Below are 18591 nucleotides of genomic sequence, written 5' to 3'. Positions count from 1 at the left end.
TATAATGGGCGAACATTTTCAGCCTGTGCCTAGTCATGTCCTGCGATCGCCACAAAATCCACTTCCTGCGCGAACTCATCCCGTCGTTCGAATGCGAGCCCGGCTGCCATGACTGCTGCGGACCGGTCACTACCTCGGCGCAAGAGATGGCTCGGCTGCCGCGCAAATCCCAGGCCGAACAGGACGCTGCCCTGGAGCGCCTGGACTGCGTGCATTTGGGGCCCCAGGGCTGCACGGTATATGAAGAGCGGCCAATGATCTGCCGCCTGTTCGGCACCACCCCACGCCTGGCCTGCCCACGCGGTCGTGGGCCCGAACCCATGATCGACCCTGCGGCCGAGCAGCTGGTGCACCAGTTCATTGCTACCACCCGGCAAGTGCTGGTCTAGGCGTTCGTGGTAGAGCCCGGCGTCAGTCCGGGATTGGCAGGCAGAGGCTTTCCTTCACCTCCTCCATCACGATGTAGCTTTTGGACTCACGCACGTGGGGCAGCTTGAGCAGGATGTCGCCAAGCAGCTTGCGATACGAAGCCATTTCCGAAATGCGCGCCTTGACCAAGTAGTCGAAGTCGCCGGAAACCAGGTGGCATTCGAGCACGTGCGGCAGCTTGAGCACTGCCCGACGAAACTCCTCGAAGGTATCGCCAGACTTGTAGTCCAGGCTGATTTCCACGAACACCAGCAGGCTGCCCTTGAGGTGCTGTGGGTTCAGGCGCGCGTTGTAGCCCATGATGATGCCTTCACGTTCCAGCCGACGTACGCGCTCGGTGCACGGCGTGGTGGAGAGGCCGACCTTCTCGCCCAATTCGGTGAAGGAGATACGCCCGTCGTTCTGCAGGATGCGCAGGATGTTCCGGTCGATCTTGTCCAGCTCACGCTTACTTTGATGCTGGGTTCTCATAGGGGATGCCCCTCCGTGAAAGGCCATTGTGCCGAGAATTCTCGCCAATAATAGGCTTTTATATAGTGAATTGCACTGCTCACGAATTCCTATACTTCGCCCATCAATGGCAGTCCAACAACACACTGCGGCAGTGCGCGAGGGGAAAGAAACGATGCGAGTTCTGGTACTTGGTAGCGGCGTGATTGGAACCGCCAGTGCCTATTACCTGGCCCGGCAAGGGTTCGAAGTGACGGTGGTGGACCGCCAGCCAGCGGTGGCCATGGAAACCAGCTTCGCCAACGCCGGCCAGATCTCGCCCGGCTATGCCTCGCCGTGGGCGGCGCCAGGGGTGCCTCTAAAAGCCGTGAAGTGGTTGCTCGAGCGTCACGCTCCGCTTGCCATCAAGCTGACCGGTGACGTGGACCAGTACCTGTGGATGGCGCAGATGCTGCGTAACTGCACGGCCAACCGCTATGCCGTGAACAAGGAGCGCATGGTGCGGTTGTCCGAGTACAGCCGCGACTGCCTCGACGAACTGCGCGCCGAAACCGGAATCGCGTACGAGAACCGTAGCCTGGGCACTACCCAGCTGTTCCGTACCCAGGCCCAGGTCGATGCAGCTGCCAAGGATATCGCCGTGCTCGAGCAATCAGGCGTGCCTTATGAATTGCTCGATCGCGATGGCATCGCCCGCGTCGAACCTGCCCTGGCCAGTGTGAAGGGCATCCTCGCCGGCGCCCTGCGCCTGCCTAACGACCAGACCGGCGATTGCCAGTTGTTCACCACCAAGCTGGCGGAAATGGCCCGGAACCTGGGCGTGGAGTTCCGCTTCGGGCAGGATATCCAGCGTCTGGATCATGCAGGTGACCGCATCAACGGTGTCTGGATCGATGGCAAGCTCGAAACCGCCGACCGCTATGTGCTGGCATTGGGCAGCTATTCGCCGCAGATGCTCAAGCCCTTGGGTATCAAGGCGCCGGTCTATCCGTTGAAGGGTTACTCCCTGACCGTGCCCATCACCAACGGCGACATGGCGCCTGCCTCGACCATCCTCGACGAGACCTACAAGGTCGCCATCACCCGTTTCGACAACCGTATCCGTGTTGGGGGCATGGCTGAAATCGCGGGCTTTGACCTGTCGCTCAACCCCCGTCGACGTGAAACGCTGGAGATGATCGTCAACGACCTTTATCCTCGCGGCGGTGATTTGAGCCAAGCCAGTTTCTGGACCGGGCTGCGTCCCGCGACGCCAGACGGTACCCCCATCGTGGGTGCAACCGCCTTCAGTAACCTGTTCCTCAACACAGGGCACGGCACGCTGGGCTGGACCATGGCCTGTGGCTCGGGTCGCCTGCTGGCTGACCTGATCGCGCGCAAGAAACCGCAGATCAGTGCACAAGGGCTGGACATCTCGCGCTATGGCAGCAGCCGCGAAGTGGCCCGTCACGGGCATGGTTCGCCTGCCCATCAGCAGTAAGCCATCCATTGGGGTGCTCGCGAATGACCTGCGCGTGCCCCAGCTTCGATTTCAACCCGTATGACTTTTAAGGCAGCCGCATGCGCCCCGCCCGTGCCCTGATCGACCTCCAGGCCCTGCGCCATAATTACCGTCTCGCCCGTGAACTGACCGGCGCCAAGGCGCTAGCCGTGATCAAGGCCGACGCCTACGGTCACGGTGCCGTGCGCTGCGCGTTGGCGCTCGAGCCCGAGGCGGACGGGTTTGCCGTGGCCTGCATCGAAGAGGCACTGGAGCTGCGTGCGGCCGGCATCAGGAGCCCAGTACTGCTGTTGGAGGGCTTCTTCGAAGCCAGTGAGCTGCCATTGATCGTCGAACATGACCTGTGGTGCGTCGTGCATTCGGCCTGGCAGTTGGAGGCCATCGAGAAAAGCCCGCTGCACAGCCCACTCACCGTCTGGCTCAAGCTCGATACCGGCATGCACCGTGTAGGGCTGCATCCCAAGGATTATCGCGATGCCTATGAGCGCCTGCTGGCCAGCGGCAAGGTAGGGCGCATCGTGCTCATGAGCCATTTCGCCCGTGCCGATGAGTTGGATGCCAAGGCCACAAGCGAGCAGATTGCCGTGTTCGAAACCGCGCGCCAGGGCTTGGCTGCAGAGTGCAGCCTGCGCAACTCCCCAGCCGTGCTGGGTTGGCCCCAGGCAGCCGGTGATTGGGTACGGCCAGGCCTGATGCTCTATGGCGCCACGCCGTTCGACATGCCTCAAGCACACGCCCAACGCCTGCAGCCGGTCATGACACTGCAGTCGCGGGTCATCAGTGTGCGGGAGCTGCCGGCCGGCGAGCCGGTGGGTTACGGCGCCACGTTCGTCAGCACGCGGCCCACCCGTGTAGGCGTGGTTGCCATGGGCTACGCCGACGGTTACCCGCGCCAGGCGCCCAACGGCACGCCGGTCATCGTTGCCGGCAGTCGAGCCCCGCTCATTGGTCGCGTGTCGATGGACATGCTGAGCATCGACCTGACCGACGTGCCCCAAGCGACGGTCGGCAGCCCAGTCGAACTGTGGGGCAAGCAGGTCCATGCCACTGAGGTGGCGAGCCAGGCCGGTACTATCCCTTACCAGATCTTCTGCAACCTCAAGCGGGTGCCCCGGGAATACGTAGGGGACTAAGGCGTCAGGGCGGGTGGTGTGTTGTAAATACTGAACGGCGTTGCCATGATATCGTTCACATCCACCCGCATACCCGTCTCAGGAGGCTCCAGCTTTGGACGTCGGCGAACGACTGCAAGCCATCCGCACGCTCAAGGGCCTGTCCCAGCGTGAACTCGCCAAGCGCGCGGGCGTTACCAACAGCACCATCTCGATGATCGAGAAGAACAGTGTGAGCCCATCGATCAGTTCGCTGCGCAAGGTACTGAGCGGCATTCCCATGTCCATGGTCGAGTTCTTTTCCGTCGAGCTCGAACCCGAGAGCCCTGCGCAAATCGTCTACAAGGCCCACGAACTGATCGACATCTCCGATGGTGCGGTGACCATGAAGCTGGTTGGCAAATCGCACCGTAACCGCGCCATCGCTTTTCTGACCGAGGTGTACCCGCCTGGCGCCGACACCGGCGCCGAAATGCTGACCCATGATGGCGAAGAGACCGGCATCCTGCTCGAAGGCCGCCTGGAGTTGGTGGTCGGTACCGAGCTGTTCATTCTCGAAGCAGGCGACAGCTACTACTTCGAAAGCACCCGCCCGCACCGTTTTCGCAACCCGTTCGAACAGCCAGCACGCTTGATCAGTGCCGCTACCCCCTCGAACTTTTGATCCAGCGCAGTGCATTGACGCGTCAATACCCCTTTCCTGTGTAGGGTCGTTTCCCGGCCTCGGGCTTGTCGTTATACTTTTCGGCGCTCGAGGATCCGTGGCCGCGAGCATGATTAGCCACCATGAGGGTGTTCGCGTGAATCAAGTCAAGAAGATGCTGGCCATCCCGGCCGCCGTACTGGCCCTGTGGGCAATCACCGCTACCGCTGCGACCAACGACGATATCGCCAAGCGCCTGGAGCCGGTCGGCAAGGTGTGTATCCAGGGCCAGGAATGCAAGGGCATGGCCGTGTCCGCCAGCACGGGTGCCGGGTCTGCCAGGACGCCGGATGACATCATCGCCAAGCATTGCACGGCCTGCCATGGCACGGGGCTGCTCGGCGCGCCGAAAGTGGGCGACAACGCAGCCTGGAAGGAGCGTGCCGACCACCAGGGTGGGTTGGATGGCATCCTGGCCAAGGCCATCACGGGCATCAACGCCATGCCGCCGAAGGGCACCTGCGCGGATTGCTCGGATGATGAGCTCAAGGCCGCTATTCAGAAGATGTCTGGCCTGTAAATACCGCAATGTGCCGCGTAGCAGTCCCAGTATTCTAGCTTCGCCTCTTGCCTTGCCGGGGCCGCTTCGCGGCCCATCGCGGCCGGTCCGGCGCCCCGGCGAGAGCGCTCAGGCACCGCGTACGCGTGGACCTACGCTGTGGCTGAAGACCACCGAGTTATCCAGACCCCAGGTGGCTGCGGCTTCCTCTTACCGTCCAGGCAACCAACCTGTCTACCTGCCTGTCGAACCTCCTGAACCCAAGCACGAACCAGGAGGCCTCGATGCACCTCAGCTCCATCGACCAGGCCGTCGAACAGATCCTGTCACGCCTGCCAACCCATATCCACATGGGCCTGCCGCTGGGCCTGGGCAAACCCAATGCTTTCGTCAACGCCCTCTATGCCCGCATCCGCGAATTGCCCGAACGCCGTCTGACGATCTATACGGCCCTTTCCCTGGGTCGACCGGCGCTCGGGGATGGCTTGCAGCGACGCTTGCTCGAGCCCTTCGTGGAGCGCGTGTTCGGCGACTACGAAGAGCTTCACTACCTGGCCGACCTGCGCAATGACAGCCTGCCGCCAAACATTCGCGTAGAACAGTTCTTCATGCAGCCCGGCAGCCTGCTTGCCAGTGAATCGGCCCAACAGGATTACGTCAGCAGCAACTACAGCCATGCCGCGCGAGACATCAATGCCAAGGGCCTGAACCTGATCGCCCAACTGGTGGCGGCTACGCCGGAGCGGCCCGTCCACCTGAGCCTGGCCTGCAACCCGGACATCACCCTGGACCTGTTACCCATGGTCGAACGCCGCCGCGCCGCTGGCGAGACCATTCTGATGCTGGGCCAGGTGCATGCGCAGTTGCCGTACATGCCCGGTGATGCCGAGCTGCCAATGGATGCCTTCGACCTGCTGTTGGACGAAGCCGAGCAGCGCCAATTGTTTTCGACGCCCAACATGCCGGTCACCACGCAGGACCACTGCATCGGCCTGCATGCCAGCAGCCTGGTGCGTGACGGGGGTACCTTGCAGATCGGGATTGGTGCCATGGGCGATGCGGTTGCCGCCGCGCTGCTCGCTCGCCAGAGCGATAACGTTGCTTACCGCGCAGCGCTCGACAGCCTTGGCGCGAGTACCGCGCAGGCCTTGATCGAGCGGGAAGGCGGGCTCGCGCCCTTCGAGCATGGGCTATATGGCTGTAGCGAGATGTTCGTCAACGGGCTGCTGGCGCTGGCCGAAGCAGGCTTGCTGCGGCGTGCTGTCGATGAGCAAGGGGTAGTCCTGCACGGAGGGTTCTTCCTCGGCCCGCAAGCGTTCTACCAGCGCCTGCGCGACATGAGCATGGAGCAGCGTGCGCGGTTTGCCATGACCGGTATCGGCTTCGTCAATGAGCTCTACGGTGATGAACAGCTCAAGCGTGCTCAGCGACAGGACGCACGCTTCATCAATACGGTGTTCGGCATGACCCTGCTCGGCGCGGGTGTGGCCGATCAGCTCGAAGACGGGCGCGTGCTGAGCGGGGTAGGTGGGCAGTACAACTTCGTTGCCCAGGGGCACGCGCTGGAAGGTGGCCGCTCGATACTGCTGCTGCGCAGTTGGCGCGAAGCGGGTGGCGAGGTTTCATCGAACATTTTCTGGAACTACGGCCATTGCACCATTCCCCGCCACCTGCGCGATATCGTGGTGACCGAATATGGCATCGCTGACCTCAGGGGGCAGACCGACAGTGAGGTCATTGCGCGATTGCTTGCGGTGTGTGACTCCCGGTTCCAGCAAAGCCTCATCGAGCAGGCCAGGGACGCTGGCAAGCTGGCGGAAGATTTTCAGCTCGACAGGCGTTTTGCCGATAACACGCCGCAGCGCCTGGCCGCGGTCCGGGCGCAGCATCCACAGCTGTTCCCGGAGTACCCCGTGGGGACCGACTTCACGGCTGAAGAGCAGGACTTGTTACGGGCGCTGAACTGGTTGAAAAGCAAGTTCAAGCTCAGCGAGGCGCTTGAGCTGGGCAAAGCCGCGCTGGACGCGCCAGGGCCCCAAGGGTATGAGCGGCATCTGGCACGGATGCAGCTTGACCAGCCTCAGGGGCTCAAGGAAGAGCTGTACCAACGGTTGCTGTTGGCAGGCCTGGCGGCGACCTGAAGACGACAGGGGCTGCCGCGCAGCCCCTTGTGGCCCGGATGTAAGCGAGCCAGTGCCGCCTCACTCGATGAAGCTGACCACACCGCCTTCCAGCGATTTCACCCGCGCCAGCGACTCCACGCGATAGCCTTGGCGATCCAGCTCGGCGCGCCCGCCCTGGAACGATTTCTCGATCACGATCCCCAGCCCTACCACGGTCGCTCCGGCCTGCTTGATGATCGAGATCAGCGCCTGGGACGCCTTGCCGTTGGCAAGGAAGTCATCCATGACCAGCACCCGGTCGCTGCTGCTCAGGTGGCGCGGCGAAATGGCCACGGTGTTCTCGGTCTGCTTGGTGAACGAATACACAGAAGCCGTCAGCAGGTTCTCGGTGAGGGTCAGCGACTGGTGCTTGCGTGCGAAGATCACCGGCACACCCAGCTTCAGCCCGGTCATCACCGCAGGCGCGATACCCGACGCCTCGATGGTGACGATCTTGGTCACGCCGGCATCGGCGAACAGGCGGGCGAACTCGTCACCGATCAGCTGCATCAGCGCCGGGTCGATCTGATGGTTGAGAAACGCATCGACTTTGAGAACCTGGTCGGAAAGCACGATGCCTTCTTCGCGAATCTTCTGATGCAGTGCTTCCACTATGGTATTCCTCGGAACAAAAATGGCCGCAAACAGCGGCAGTGTTTAAGAGTAATGGTTGATCAGCGTTTGAGCATCGCCCGGATGTCGGCCAGGGCATTGTTGCCGCGTGCGGCCTTGACCTCGACCGGGGCATCGTCCAGTCCTTCCCAGGACAGGTCTTCGGGGGGCAGCTCGTCGAGGAAGCGACTGGGCGTGCAGTCGATGATTTCCCCGTATTGCTTGCGTTTGGCGGCGAACGTGAACGCCAGCGTCTGGCGTGCGCGGGTGATGCCCACGTAAGCCAGGCGGCGCTCTTCCTCGATGGTGTCGGCCTCGATGCTGGAGCGGTGAGGCAGGATCTCCTCCTCCATGCCCATGATGAACACGTAGGGAAATTCCAGGCCCTTGGACGCGTGCAGGGTCATCATCTGCACACCGTCGGCGTTTTCTTCCTCTTCCTGCTGGCGTTCGAGCATATCGCGCAGCACTAACTTGCCGATGGCGTCCTCGATGGTCATGTCACCCTCTTCGTCCTTCTCGAGGGTATTCTTCAGCGCTTCGACCAGGAACCAGACGTTGCTGATGCGAAACTCCGCTGCCTTATCGCTGGCGGTCTGCTGGCGGATCCAGTTCTCGTAGTCGATGTCGCGGATCATTTCATGCAGGGCGGCGATGGGATCATCCAGCGCCACCTTGTGGCGCACGCCGTCCAGCCAATGCTTGAAACGCTGCAGGCGCTCGGTGTAGCGCGCATCCAGGTGCTCGCCCAGCCCCAGTTCCTCACTGGCGGCATACATCGAGACACCCCGGCCGGTGGCATAGTTGCCGAGCTTTTCCAGGGTGGTCGAGCCGATTTCCCGGCGCGGCACGTTGATGACCCGCAGGTAGGCGTTGTCGTCGTCAGGGTTTACCAGCAGGCGCAGATAGGCCATGAGGTCTTTGACTTCCTGACGGCCGAAGAAGCTGTTGCCGCCGGAAAGACGGTAAGGCACTTGGTGGTGCTGCAACTTCAGCTCGATCAGCTTGGCCTGGTAGTTACCGCGGTACAGGATGGCGAAATCGCTGTAGGGACGGTTGGTGCGCAGGTGCAGCGTGAGGATTTCCATCGCCACGCGTTCGGCCTCGGCGTCCTCGTTCTTGCAACGGATCACCCGGATCTCGTCACCAACGCCCATCTCGCTCCAGAGCTGTTTCTCGAATGCGTGCGGGTTGTTGGCGATCAACACGTTGGCGCAACGCAGGATGCGGCTGGTGGAGCGGTAGTTCTGCTCCAGCATGACCACTTTCAGGGAGGGGTAATCCTCCTTGAGCAGCATCAGGTTCTCAGGACGCGCGCCGCGCCAGGCGTAGATCGACTGGTCGTCGTCGCCCACGACGGTGAACTGGTTGCGCATGCCGATCAGCATCTTCACCAGCAGGTACTGACTGGCGTTGGTGTCCTGGTATTCGTCGACCAGCAGATAACGCACGCGGTTCTGCCAGCGCTCGAGCACCTCGGGGTTTTCCTGGAACAACTTGACCGGCTGCAGGATCAGGTCGTCGAAGTCCACGGCGTTGAACGCCTTGAGCGTGCGCTGATAGTGGGTGTAGACGACCGCAGCGGTCTGCTCGCGCGGGTTGCGTGCCTTCTCAAGGGCCTCGGGAGGCAGGATCAGGTCGTTCTTCCAGGCACCGATCATGTTCTTGATTTCGTCGATGCCGTCGTCGCCGGAGTACTCCTTCTGCATGATGTCCGACAGCAGGGCCTTGATATCCGATTCGTCGAAGATCGAGAACCCAGGCTTGTAGCCCAGGCGGTCGTGCTCCTTGCGGATGATGTTCAGGCCCAGGTTGTGGAACGTGCAGACCGTCAGCCCTCGGCCTTCGCCCGGACGCAGCAGGCTGGCAACCCGCTCCTTCATCTCGCGGGCGGCCTTGTTGGTGAAGGTCATGGCCACGATGTACTGGGCGCGAATACCGCAGTTCTGGATGAGGTGGGCAATTTTGCGCGTGATGACGCTGGTCTTGCCCGAACCTGCACCGGCGAGCACCAAAAGAGGGCCGCCGACATAGTCACGGGCTTCCTGCTGCCGGGGATTGAGTCGGGACATGCTAGAAACCGGGGGTCGCCAGAAAATAGCCGCGCATTCTAACAGGCATGCGTGTTCGTGGCGTGACCGTCTGACGTTCGAGTCAGACTTTCGAAACGATCATTAGCGTCACTAATACTTGCGCCTGAAAAAATCGTATTTGCCGGTTTGTCCGCTTTCGCGCAGGATGCACGACAAAATACGTCGGACCAGGCTGTCCAAAACCGCTTTTAAGAGTGAAAATCATTTCCATTAATTGCGTTGGGCTCATTATCGGTCAACGTTTGCATCGTCGAGCTTTAAGGAGCCGTCTTGTCCGCGCCTGTCGAACCTATGCGTTTGCTGCTGTTGGCCAGTGAGCCCGAGTGGGCGGCCTTGCTGCACGCGTGCATGCCGGCCTTGAAGGGCACGGCCGTACTGCTCACGGCACCCGACTGGGATGCCGTCGACAGTCTGTTCAGCCGCGACCGGCAGGCCGTGGTGCTGACCACGCCGGCCTTGCGGCCAGCACCCGGTCGCTGTGACCTGCCGACCATCCTGCTGCTGCACAGCGAACCCGAGGCGGCGCCAGGCGGCGTCAGTGACTGGCTGGTGAGCGACCAACTCAATGGCGACAGCCTGCGTCGCTGCCTGCGCCACGTGCGCGAGCGAGGTGCACTGGTGGCCACCCTGCAGCGCTTGGCCGAACAAGACCCTTTGACCGGCATCGCCAACCGCCAGGGCTTTCAGGCCTTGCTGGCCACGCGCCTGGCCGACCATGACGGGCGCGGCGTTGCCTTGGGGCATCTGGACCTGGACAACTTTCGCCACGTCAATGACGCCTTGGGGCACCAGAGTGGGGATCGCCTCATTCTGCAGGTGGTGCTACGTCTGAAGCATCAGCTCGAAGCAGGCGACCAGCTGGCACGCCTGGGCAGTGACGAGTTCGCCTTGCTGATCGACACCCGCCGCGACCCAGGGCGGGCCGAGTGGATGGCGGAGCGCATCGTGGAGGCATTGGCCGAGCCCTACTGGGTCGATGGCGAAAGCCTGCTGCTCGGCTGCAGCCTGGGGCTGGCCCACGCCCGCGCCCAGGGCGGCGCCGACCCGCTGATGTGGCATGCGCACATCGCCATGCGCCAGGCCAAGGCCATCCAGGGCTGTACCTTCCATGTCTTCAACGAGCGCATCAATCGCCACGCACGCAGCCTGGCCGATCTCGAAAGCGAGCTGCGCCGGGCCTTGCGCCGTGACGAGCTGGAACTTCACTATCAGCCGCGCCTGAACCTGGCGGATGGGCGGGTCGTCGGTCTCGAAGCGCTGGTGCGCTGGCGCCACGCCGAACGGGGCTTGCTGCCGCCCAGTGAGTTCGTGCCGCTGGCCGAGCAGAGCGGGCTGATCGTGCCGCTGGGTTACTGGGTCATCGCCCGTGCCCTGCGCGACATGCAGGCCCTGAACACCCAAGGGCTTGCGCCATTGCACATGGCGGTCAACCTCAGTTTCCGGCAGTTCCAGGACAGCCAGCTGCTGGCGACCTTGAGCAGGCTGATCGCCGAGTACGGTGTCGATGCTCACTGGCTGGAATTCGAGCTGACCGAAACGGCCGTGATGCGGCGCAATGAGCGGGTGCGTCAGACCATGGATGCACTGGGGCGCCTGGGCGTGCGCTTCTCGCTGGACGACTTTGGCACAGGGTTTTCTTCGTTCGTGCACCTCAACAGCCTGCCGATCACCTTGCTCAAGGTGGACCGCAGTTTCGTTGCGCAGATGGAAATGCGCGAAGAGAACCGCAAGCTGGTGCATGCCATGATCAACCTGGCCCACAACCTCAACCTCGAAGTGGTGGCCGAGGGCGTCGAAAGCGAAGCGCAATTGGCGTTGCTGCGCGGGTTTGGCTGCAACCAGGTACAGGGTTACCTGGTCAGCAAGCCCCTGCCGGTAGACGCGCTGATCCCGTTCCTGCGCCAGGTGTCCCATCGCCAGGTGGGGTTTGCAGGCTAGCCAGCCGCGCCCCCTTGGCCAATGCGCAAATCCACATCAAGTCGTTGACATCAGGCAGGTGTGGCCGTTGCGGCGCTTGTCCCGGCGTGGCGTAGCAACCGCCGCATCCGCCACTCGAAGCCGAAGGTCAGTGCCACCGAGGCGCACGCCAGCCCCAATGCCAGCCCCCACCAGACGCCCACCGCGCCCCCGCCGAAGACGAAGGTGAACAACCAGGCGCTGGGTGCCCCGATGAGCCAATAGCACACCAGCCCGATCAGGAACGTGGTCTTGGCGTCCTTCAGCCCGCGAATAGAGCCCATGGCGATGGTCTGCACGCCATCGAAGAGCTCGAACCAGGCGGCGACCATCAGCAGCTGGACCGCCAGTTGGAAGATGGCGGCAAACGCCGGGTCGGCCCGGTCGATGAACAGCCCTACCAGTGCGTCTGGCAGCAACCAGAACAGGGCAGCGAAGGCGAACATCAGCATGGCTCCGAAGCCGATACCCACCCGGCCTGCGCTGCGCGCTGCGAGCAAGTTCCCCGCGCCGTAGTAATGGCCCACGCGCATGGTCACGGCATAGGACAGGCCAGTGGGCACCATGAAGGCGGTCGACACGATCTGCAGGGCGATCTGGTGCGCGCCCAACTCGGTACTGCCCAGCACGCCCATGCACAGCGCCGCAAAGGCGAACAGCCCTACCTCCACCATGTAGGTGCCGCCGATCGGCAGGCCCAGCCGCCACAGCTCGCCCAACGCTGGCAGCGATGGCCGTGACAGGCCTTTGCGCAGTGGGTAGGCCGCATAGGCCGGGTGCCAGCGGATATACAGCGCCAGGGCAATGGCCATGCCCATCGAGACCACCGCAGTGACCAGGCCGATGCCCATCAGGCCAAGCTTGGGCAGGCCGAACATGCCCTCGATCAGTGCAACGTTCAGCAAGTAGTTGAGTACGGTACCCACCAGGCTGATGACCATCACCGGCGTAGAGCGGCCCAGGGCGCTGGTGAAGCCGCGCAAGGCCATGAAGGTCAGGTAGCCCGGCAAAGCCAGCGGCAGCAGGGTGAGAAACTCGGCCGCCGAGGCCACGTTGTCAGGCTGTTGCCCGAAGAGCAGCAGGACAGGTTCGAGGTTCCACAGCACCAGCGCCGCGAACAGGGCCAGGCCCCAGGCCAGCCACAGACCGCTTTGCGCCAGCCGTGTGGCGCCCTCGATGTCATTGGCGCCCCTGCGGAAGGCTACCAGGGTGCCAACCGCCGCGATGACGCCCAGGCAGAAGATGGACACGAACGAATAGCCCGCCGCGCCCAATCCGCCCCCGGCCAGGGCCTGCGGGCTGATGCGTGCCATCATCAGGGTGTCGGTCAGTACCATGAGCATGTGCGCCAGCTGCGAGGCGATCAGTGGGCCTGCCAAGCGCAGTAATGCCTTGAGCTCGAGCGTAGGTGCGACGTGCATGGATGTGATCCTTGGCAAAGACAATGGCGGACGAAGGGCGATTCTGAGGCTTGGGTCAGCTTTTAACAAAAGGATAAATGCGATCATTGGCATGAGTTTTAATCATGGCGATATGATGCGCAGGTCGCCGCTTCTCCACCGAACAAGGAATCTCATGACCCGCAAGCTGCCGCCCCTGTATGCGCTGCGTGCATTCGAAGCCGCGGCGAGGTTGAACTCATTCACCCGTGCTGGCGAAGCGTTGTCCATTACCCAAAGCGCGGTCAGCCGGCACATTCGCACGCTGGAGGATCACTTTGCCTGCCGCCTGTTCACGCGCAGTGGCCGCAGCCTGCAACTGACCGAAGCGGCGCGGGTGCTGCTACCGGGTGTGCGCGAAGGCTTTGCCGCGCTTGAGCGTGCCTGTGACACGTTGCGCGGTGAAGACGACATGCTGCGCATGAAGGCGCCGTCCACCCTGACCATGCGTTGGTTGCTGGCCCGGCTAAGCCGCTTCCGTCGGCTGCAGCCTGGCAATGAAGTGCAACTGACCAGTGCCTGGATGGACGTCGACCATGTGGACTTCAACCAGGAACCTTTCGATTGCGCGGTGCTGCTGGGCGATGGGGTGTTCCCGGCGGAGTGGGAGGTGCGCAAGCTGTTCCCCGAACTGCTGGTGCCGGTGGGCGCACCAGGGCTGCTGGATGACGGGCCTTGGTGCGCGGCGCGCCTTGCGAGCAGCGAACTGCTGCACCCCACAATGGACAAGCGCGACTGGCGAGTGTGGCTGGAACGCCTGGGCCTGGGTAGCAGGGTTTCGCTCAAGGGCGGCCAGGTGTTCGACACGCTGGAACTGGGCATGATTGCAGCGGCCCGTGGCTACGGTGTTTCGATTGGCGACCTGATTATGGTGGCCGAAGATGTGGCGCAGGGGCGCATGAGCCTGCCATGGCCCACGGCGGTCCCCAGCGGCTTGGACTACTACCTGGTATGGCCGCGGACCCGACCGGGCGGCGAGCGGCTGCGCCGCCTCAGTGCCTTCCTGCAAGCAGAGGTGGCTGCCATGGCGCTACCCGAGGTGGTGATCCTGCCAGCCCTTTGATTGCGAGCGCTATATCCCGGTCCGATACCGGGCACGCCATCACCACACTGGAGCAGAGTAACCAGCTGATGCAGGACGGCCTTGAGCGTAACGACAAGGTCGCGCAAGCACTTGCCCGCATCGACGAACAAAGCCGTGCGGCGGGTGAGCAGTTTGCCGTGATCAGTACGGCGACCCAGGAGCAGAGCAGCACAGCGACCGTGCTGAGCCGCAATTTGCAGAGCATCGCCCAGGCCAACGGTGAGCAGCGCGAGGTGGCCAACGAGCTGGCACTCACAGCGCGGGAGCTGGAAGGATTGGCTGCGCAGTTGCGTCAGGAAGTGGACCGCTTCCGCTGACACGCTGGGGCACCCACGTGCCCCTTCACTCTGTCGCCTTACACCGATACCAGGTTCAATGCCTGGGCGCAGGCCTGCAGCGAGCGGCGCTCGCTTTGCGCATACAGCGCCAGTTCATCCTGCACCTGCAGCCCCAGCGCCGCTTCGAAGGCCGCGCGGTTGGCGTTGCTGCCGTACTCGGCCTGGGCATCGTCGCCCAGGTTGGACTGGAAGATCCCTGCGGCGCTTACCGGCAAGAAATCCTCGTACACCAGCGCCTCGAAATGCACGTGGTCTGCGTCGATCAGCCCTTGCAGGGTAGTTGGCCTGCCTTGCTTATCGCGCGCGGCCAGGCCTTTCTCGGTGGCGAAGTAGCGAAAATACGCCAGGCCCTGTTCACGCATCTGCGCCAGGTCGTCCGGGAAGGCGGCGAAGGTGTCGGTGAGTATCGCCATGTACCGTGCGGCATTGGCCTCGACGGGCGCACCCCCCAATGCGACACGCGTCGTGTCGAGCAGCTTGTCATAGAGCTGGCGCCCCTTCGGTGTCAACGCCGCGCCACGTTGCTCGATTTCCCCAAAGCGCGCGGTGTGGCTGCCTTCGCTACCGTGCTGACCGCAGAATGCGACCTTTTCCTGCAGGGCCTTGAAGCTGGTCTGGCGCAGCAGGATTGGGTGGCGGCGGGGAGGGGGGCCTTCGACCACGGCCTTGGGCGTGATGCCCTTGGCTGGCATGCCGAGCTGGATGGCATCGATGTCCAGGGTGCGCGGAGTCAGGTGGTTGATGTGCGGACCCCTGAACGCGACCACATCGGCAAGCAGGCGGTGCTGGTCGTGCAGCTGCTGGTATTGCTTGGCGGTGACGGTGGCGTCGTGGTGCCAGCGGAAGGTCTGCAGGGCTTGCTGTACGAAAGCCTGAGCATCTGCGGCATTCAAGCCGCCATCGCGTTCGTGCTGCTCGATCAGATGGAGTACGCGAGGGGTGAAGATCTGGCGTTTGGCCAGGATATCCTTGGCCATTTCCCGCAACTGCAGGTTGTCGATCAGCTCCAAGCGCAACAGCGAGGTGAAGACGCGGAACGGGCTGACGTGCAGCGACTGCTCGTGCACGGCACGGAACGCGGTGGAGTGCACCGGCACCCCAGCACTGCTGAGGTCGTAGTAGCCCACCGGCTGCATGCCCATGACCGCAAAAAGTCGCGCGATGGTCGCCAGCTCCTGGGCCGTACCTACTCGGATGGCCCCATGGCGTTCATGGCCCAGCCGTTCGAGTTCCCCAGTCCAGCGCAGCGCCTGCGTCACTTCTGGCTGCTCGGCCATCACCTGCTGGTTGATTTCGCTCACCAGCGCAAGCAGCGTGCCGTACAACGGCACTTCCTGTTTGTACATGAGCGACATGGCGGCAGAAAACTGCGCACGGATGCTGTCGGGGCTGACGAAATCATGGGCGGGCATCGCTGGATTCCTGGTTGATGGCTGACCTTTACATGAAAGCGGGGAATGCACCCGGTCTACAAGCGAAAAAAAGTAGGTGTGTCATTCCTTTTTTGATCGACGTAGGCGGGCTAGGGCGCTACGCCTGTCTAGAGCATCAGGCCTGCAACTGCTCACCGATCCAATCCACCAGCGCCCGCACCTTGGGCACTTCTGCGGCATGTTCGGCGTACGCCAGGTAGTGCGCGCCGGCACTGCGCATCGCATGGTTCCAAGGCATGACCAGGCTGCCTTCGGCCAACTCCTTTGCGACCAGGTAGCGCGGCACCAGCGCTACCCCGCAGCCGGCCTGGGCAGCGCTCAGTGCCATGTAGAAGGTGTCAAAGCGTGGGCCGTGGTAGGCGCTGACGCTTTGCAGGTCCTGCTCCAGGAACCATTCGTGCCAGGCTTCCGGCCGTGAAGTGCTTTGCAGCAACACCAGGTCGGTCAATGCCTCGGCACTGGCCAGGTCACGGGCGGCCAGTAACTCTGGCGAGCACACCGGCACCACTTCTTCACCGAACAGCTCGATGCAGCTGGCCCCCGGCCAGGTGCCCTGGCCGTAGAAGAACACGACGTCGGCCGAGCCCTGCAACAGCGAGAAGGGCTCCATTTCGTTGCGGATGTCCAAGTGAATGTTGCTGTGCCGCCGGCCGAAGCCCTTGAGGTGGGGGATCAGCCACCGCACACCAAAGCTCGGCTGCGTTGCGACCTTCAGGATCTCGGTCTGCTCCCCGTAGGTCAGCACATAGCGGCTGGACATATCGACCTGCGTGAGGATCTTGTTCACCTCGGCCAGATAGAGGCTGCCGGCTGGCGTGAGTTGTAAACGTCGGCGAATGCGCAGGAAAAGATGGTGACGCAACAGGTCTTCAAGCTGCGCGACCTGCTTGCTGACCGCACTCTGGGTCAAGTGCAGCTCTTCGGCGGCTCGGGTGAAGCTCAAGTGACGGGCTGCAGCTTCGAAGCACTGCAGGGCGGTCATGGAAGGCACCAGACGTTTTGACATAGCGTTCTCAAAGGCTCGAGTCATTACCTGACGGAATGATATGCGGAATAAAGGTCGTTTGTTGCGCTTAACTGATCGGATTAATACTGATCCACATCATATCCAACCTGTCCACCGATGTAGGAGAACACCAATGGTTGCTGGATTGCTCGAGCGCCTGGGGGTTGCTGCCCAGGCTTACACGCAAGGCGATTACGCTGTACACACGCCCATCGACGGCAGCCAGATCGCTTCGGTGACACTGCTCGGTCAAGCCGAGACTACCGCGCGCATCGAGCAGGCTCAGCAGGCCTTCGAGGCATGGCGCAGCGTGCCAGCCCCTCGCCGGGGTGAGCTGGTGCGCCTGTTCGGCGAAGTGCTGCGCGAGCACAAGGCAGACCTGGGTGAACTGGTTTCGATCGAGGCAGGCAAGATCACCCAGGAAGGTCTGGGCGAAGTGCAGGAAATGATCGACATCTGTGACTTTGCAGTGGGGCTGTCACGCCAGTTGTACGGCCTGACCATCGCCTCCGAACGCCCGGGTCACCACATGCGCGAAAGCTGGCACCCGCTGGGTGTGGTCGGTGTGATCAGCGCATTCAACTTCCCGGTGGCGGTCTGGTCCTGGAACACCGCCCTGGCCCTGGTGGCCGGCAACTCGGTGGTGTGGAAGCCCTCCGAGAAAACGCCATTGACCGCCCTGGCGTGCCAGGCGTTGTTCGACAAGGCGTTGAAAGCCTTCGGCGATGCGCCGGCAGGTCTCGCGCAGCTGGTCATCGGTGGCCGTGAAGCAGGCGAAGCCCTGGTCGATGACCCCCGCGTGGCCCTGGTGAGTGCCACCGGCAGCACGCGCATGGGCCGTGAAGTCGGGCCGCGTGTAGCCGCACGTTTCGGGCGCAGCATCCTGGAACTTGGCGGCAACAATGCCATGATCCTTGCACCCAGCGCCGACCTGGACCTGGCCGTGCGGGGCATTCTCTTCTCGGCAGTCGGCACTGCCGGGCAACGCTGTACCACGCTGCGCCGCCTCATCGTGCACCGTTCGATCAAGGACGAAGTGGTGGCTCGGGTCAAGGCCGCCTACGGCAAGGTGCGCATTGGCGACCCGCGCAAGGACAACCTGGTTGGGCCCCTGATCGACAAGGCCTCATTCGATGCCATGCAAGGCGCCCTGGCCAAGGCTCGCGACGAAGGGGGCCAAGTGTTCGGGGGCGAGCGTCAGTTGGCCGACCAGTATCCCAATGCCTATTACGTGTCGCCTGCCATTGCCGAAATGCCTGGGCAAAGCGAGGTGGTGCGCCATGAAACGTTCGCGCCGATTCTCTATGTACTGGCTTACGATGACTTCGACGAAGCCTTGCGGCTGAACAACGAAGTCCCGCAGGGCTTGTCGTCCTGCATCTTCACCACCGATCTACGCGAGGCTGAGCGTTTCCAGAGCGCGGCTGGTAGCGATTGCGGTATCGCCAACGTCAACATCGGCACCAGCGGTGCCGAAATCGGCGGGGCGTTCGGGGGTGAGAAGGAGACCGGTGGTGGCCGTGAGTCCGGTTCAGATGCCTGGAAAGGCTATATGCGCCGTCAGACCAACACCGTGAACTACTCCCGTGAGTTGCCACTGGCGCAAGGCATCGTGTTCGACTGATCAGCGTAATGGTGTAGAACCAGGGGCACGGCCCCTGGTGGGCGACCAAGCCCGCGGCCATCAGGATCGGTGTGCTTGCACCGCTATCTGGGCATGCGGGCTTGGCTGCGAAAGGCCGCACGGCGGTCTCGAACAAGAATAAATTGCGGG

Annotated in this window: 15 protein-coding genes and 1 pseudogene; 10 read left to right on the top strand and 6 right to left on the bottom strand. The window is 62.8% G+C overall.

Annotated elements, in window-relative coordinates:
• The first annotated feature begins 35 nt into the window (after positions 1-35).
• Positions 36-389, top strand: a complete 354-nt coding sequence (locus CRP40_RS06430; RefSeq protein WP_027913380.1) for a YkgJ family cysteine cluster protein — start codon at positions 36-38, stop codon at positions 387-389.
• 22 nt (positions 390-411) lie between these two features.
• Here the strand turns inward: CRP40_RS06430 and dadR are convergent, their stop codons facing one another.
• The gene (dadR, locus tag CRP40_RS06425) at positions 412-900 is read right to left on the bottom strand and encodes a transcriptional regulator DadR (protein WP_003258963.1); all 489 of its coding nucleotides are present in this window, start codon (positions 898-900) and stop codon (positions 412-414) included.
• Between the two features lie 154 nt (positions 901-1054).
• Between dadR and dadA the strand changes: the two genes are divergently transcribed.
• The 5 genes from dadA (at position 1055) to CRP40_RS06400 (ending at position 6835) form a co-directional block, all read left to right on the top strand.
• On the top strand, positions 1055-2359 hold the full coding sequence (gene dadA / locus CRP40_RS06420) for a D-amino acid dehydrogenase (protein ID WP_027913381.1): 1305 nt from the start codon (positions 1055-1057) through the stop codon (positions 2357-2359).
• An 80-nt stretch (positions 2360-2439) separates the two neighbouring features.
• Positions 2440-3513 (top strand): alanine racemase, encoded by a 1074-nt coding sequence (alr, locus tag CRP40_RS06415; RefSeq protein ID WP_027913382.1) that lies wholly within the window; start codon positions 2440-2442, stop codon positions 3511-3513.
• 94 nt (positions 3514-3607) lie between these two features.
• On the top strand, positions 3608-4156 hold the full coding sequence (locus CRP40_RS06410; RefSeq protein WP_023532512.1) for a cupin domain-containing protein: 549 nt from the start codon (positions 3608-3610) through the stop codon (positions 4154-4156).
• Between the two features lie 109 nt (positions 4157-4265).
• Positions 4266-4715: a c-type cytochrome gene (locus CRP40_RS06405; RefSeq protein ID WP_225806663.1), complete on the top strand. Its 450-nt coding sequence runs from the start codon at positions 4266-4268 to the stop codon at positions 4713-4715.
• 263 nt (positions 4716-4978) lie between these two features.
• Positions 4979-6835, top strand: coding sequence for an acetyl-CoA hydrolase/transferase C-terminal domain-containing protein (locus CRP40_RS06400; protein WP_027913384.1), 1857 nt, complete (start codon positions 4979-4981; stop codon positions 6833-6835).
• A gap of 60 nt (positions 6836-6895) precedes the next feature.
• On the opposite strand, the gene xpt is transcribed toward CRP40_RS06400, so the two are convergent.
• Both xpt and rep read right to left on the bottom strand, forming a co-directional pair.
• Positions 6896-7468, bottom strand: coding sequence for a xanthine phosphoribosyltransferase (gene xpt / locus CRP40_RS06395; RefSeq protein WP_023532789.1), 573 nt, complete (start codon positions 7466-7468; stop codon positions 6896-6898).
• Between the two features lie 62 nt (positions 7469-7530).
• Entirely contained in the window at positions 7531-9540 is a 2010-nt protein-coding gene (rep, locus tag CRP40_RS06390) for a DNA helicase Rep (RefSeq protein ID WP_027913385.1), read from the bottom strand.
• Positions 9541-9831: 291 nt separating this feature from the next.
• On the opposite strand from rep, the gene CRP40_RS06385 reads away from it, so the two are divergent.
• Complete coding sequence (locus tag CRP40_RS06385; RefSeq protein ID WP_027913386.1) at positions 9832-11499, top strand: bifunctional diguanylate cyclase/phosphodiesterase; 1668 nt, start codon at positions 9832-9834, stop codon at positions 11497-11499.
• Between the two features lie 50 nt (positions 11500-11549).
• Here CRP40_RS06385 and CRP40_RS06380 read toward each other — a convergent pair whose 3' ends face one another.
• Positions 11550-12938: a NorM family multidrug efflux MATE transporter gene (locus tag CRP40_RS06380; protein WP_027913387.1), complete on the bottom strand. Its 1389-nt coding sequence runs from the start codon at positions 12936-12938 to the stop codon at positions 11550-11552.
• 154 nt (positions 12939-13092) lie between these two features.
• Between CRP40_RS06380 and CRP40_RS06375 the strand changes: the two genes are divergently transcribed.
• Positions 13093-14019 carry a LysR substrate-binding domain-containing protein gene (locus tag CRP40_RS06375; protein WP_027913388.1) on the top strand — a complete coding sequence of 309 codons (927 nt, stop codon included), beginning with the start codon at positions 13093-13095 and terminating at the stop codon, positions 14017-14019.
• Between the two features lie 17 nt (positions 14020-14036).
• Positions 14037-14357: pseudogene (locus tag CRP40_RS06370) on the top strand (methyl-accepting chemotaxis protein); the annotation flags it as partial.
• A 38-nt stretch (positions 14358-14395) separates the two neighbouring features.
• Here CRP40_RS06370 and CRP40_RS06365 read toward each other — a convergent pair.
• Entirely contained in the window at positions 14396-15790 is a 1395-nt protein-coding gene (locus CRP40_RS06365) for a VOC family protein (RefSeq protein ID WP_027913390.1), read from the bottom strand.
• A gap of 136 nt (positions 15791-15926) precedes the next feature.
• The gene (locus CRP40_RS06360) at positions 15927-16817 is read right to left on the bottom strand and encodes a LysR family transcriptional regulator (RefSeq protein ID WP_027913391.1); all 891 of its coding nucleotides are present in this window, start codon (positions 16815-16817) and stop codon (positions 15927-15929) included.
• Positions 16818-16950: 133 nt separating this feature from the next.
• Here CRP40_RS06360 and CRP40_RS06355 point away from each other — a divergent pair, with 133 nt between their 5' ends.
• Positions 16951-18441: an aldehyde dehydrogenase family protein gene (locus CRP40_RS06355; RefSeq protein ID WP_027913392.1), complete on the top strand. Its 1491-nt coding sequence runs from the start codon at positions 16951-16953 to the stop codon at positions 18439-18441.
• Positions 18442-18591 lie beyond the last annotated feature (150 nt).

The sequence above is a fragment of the Pseudomonas sp. URMO17WK12:I9 genome (genome assembly GCF_900230165.1).
In the GTDB taxonomy this organism is placed as follows: domain Bacteria; phylum Pseudomonadota; class Gammaproteobacteria; order Pseudomonadales; family Pseudomonadaceae; genus Aquipseudomonas; species Aquipseudomonas fulva.
The sequence above is the reverse complement of the archived record's forward strand: the minus strand, read 5'-3'. Positions and strand labels throughout refer to the sequence as shown.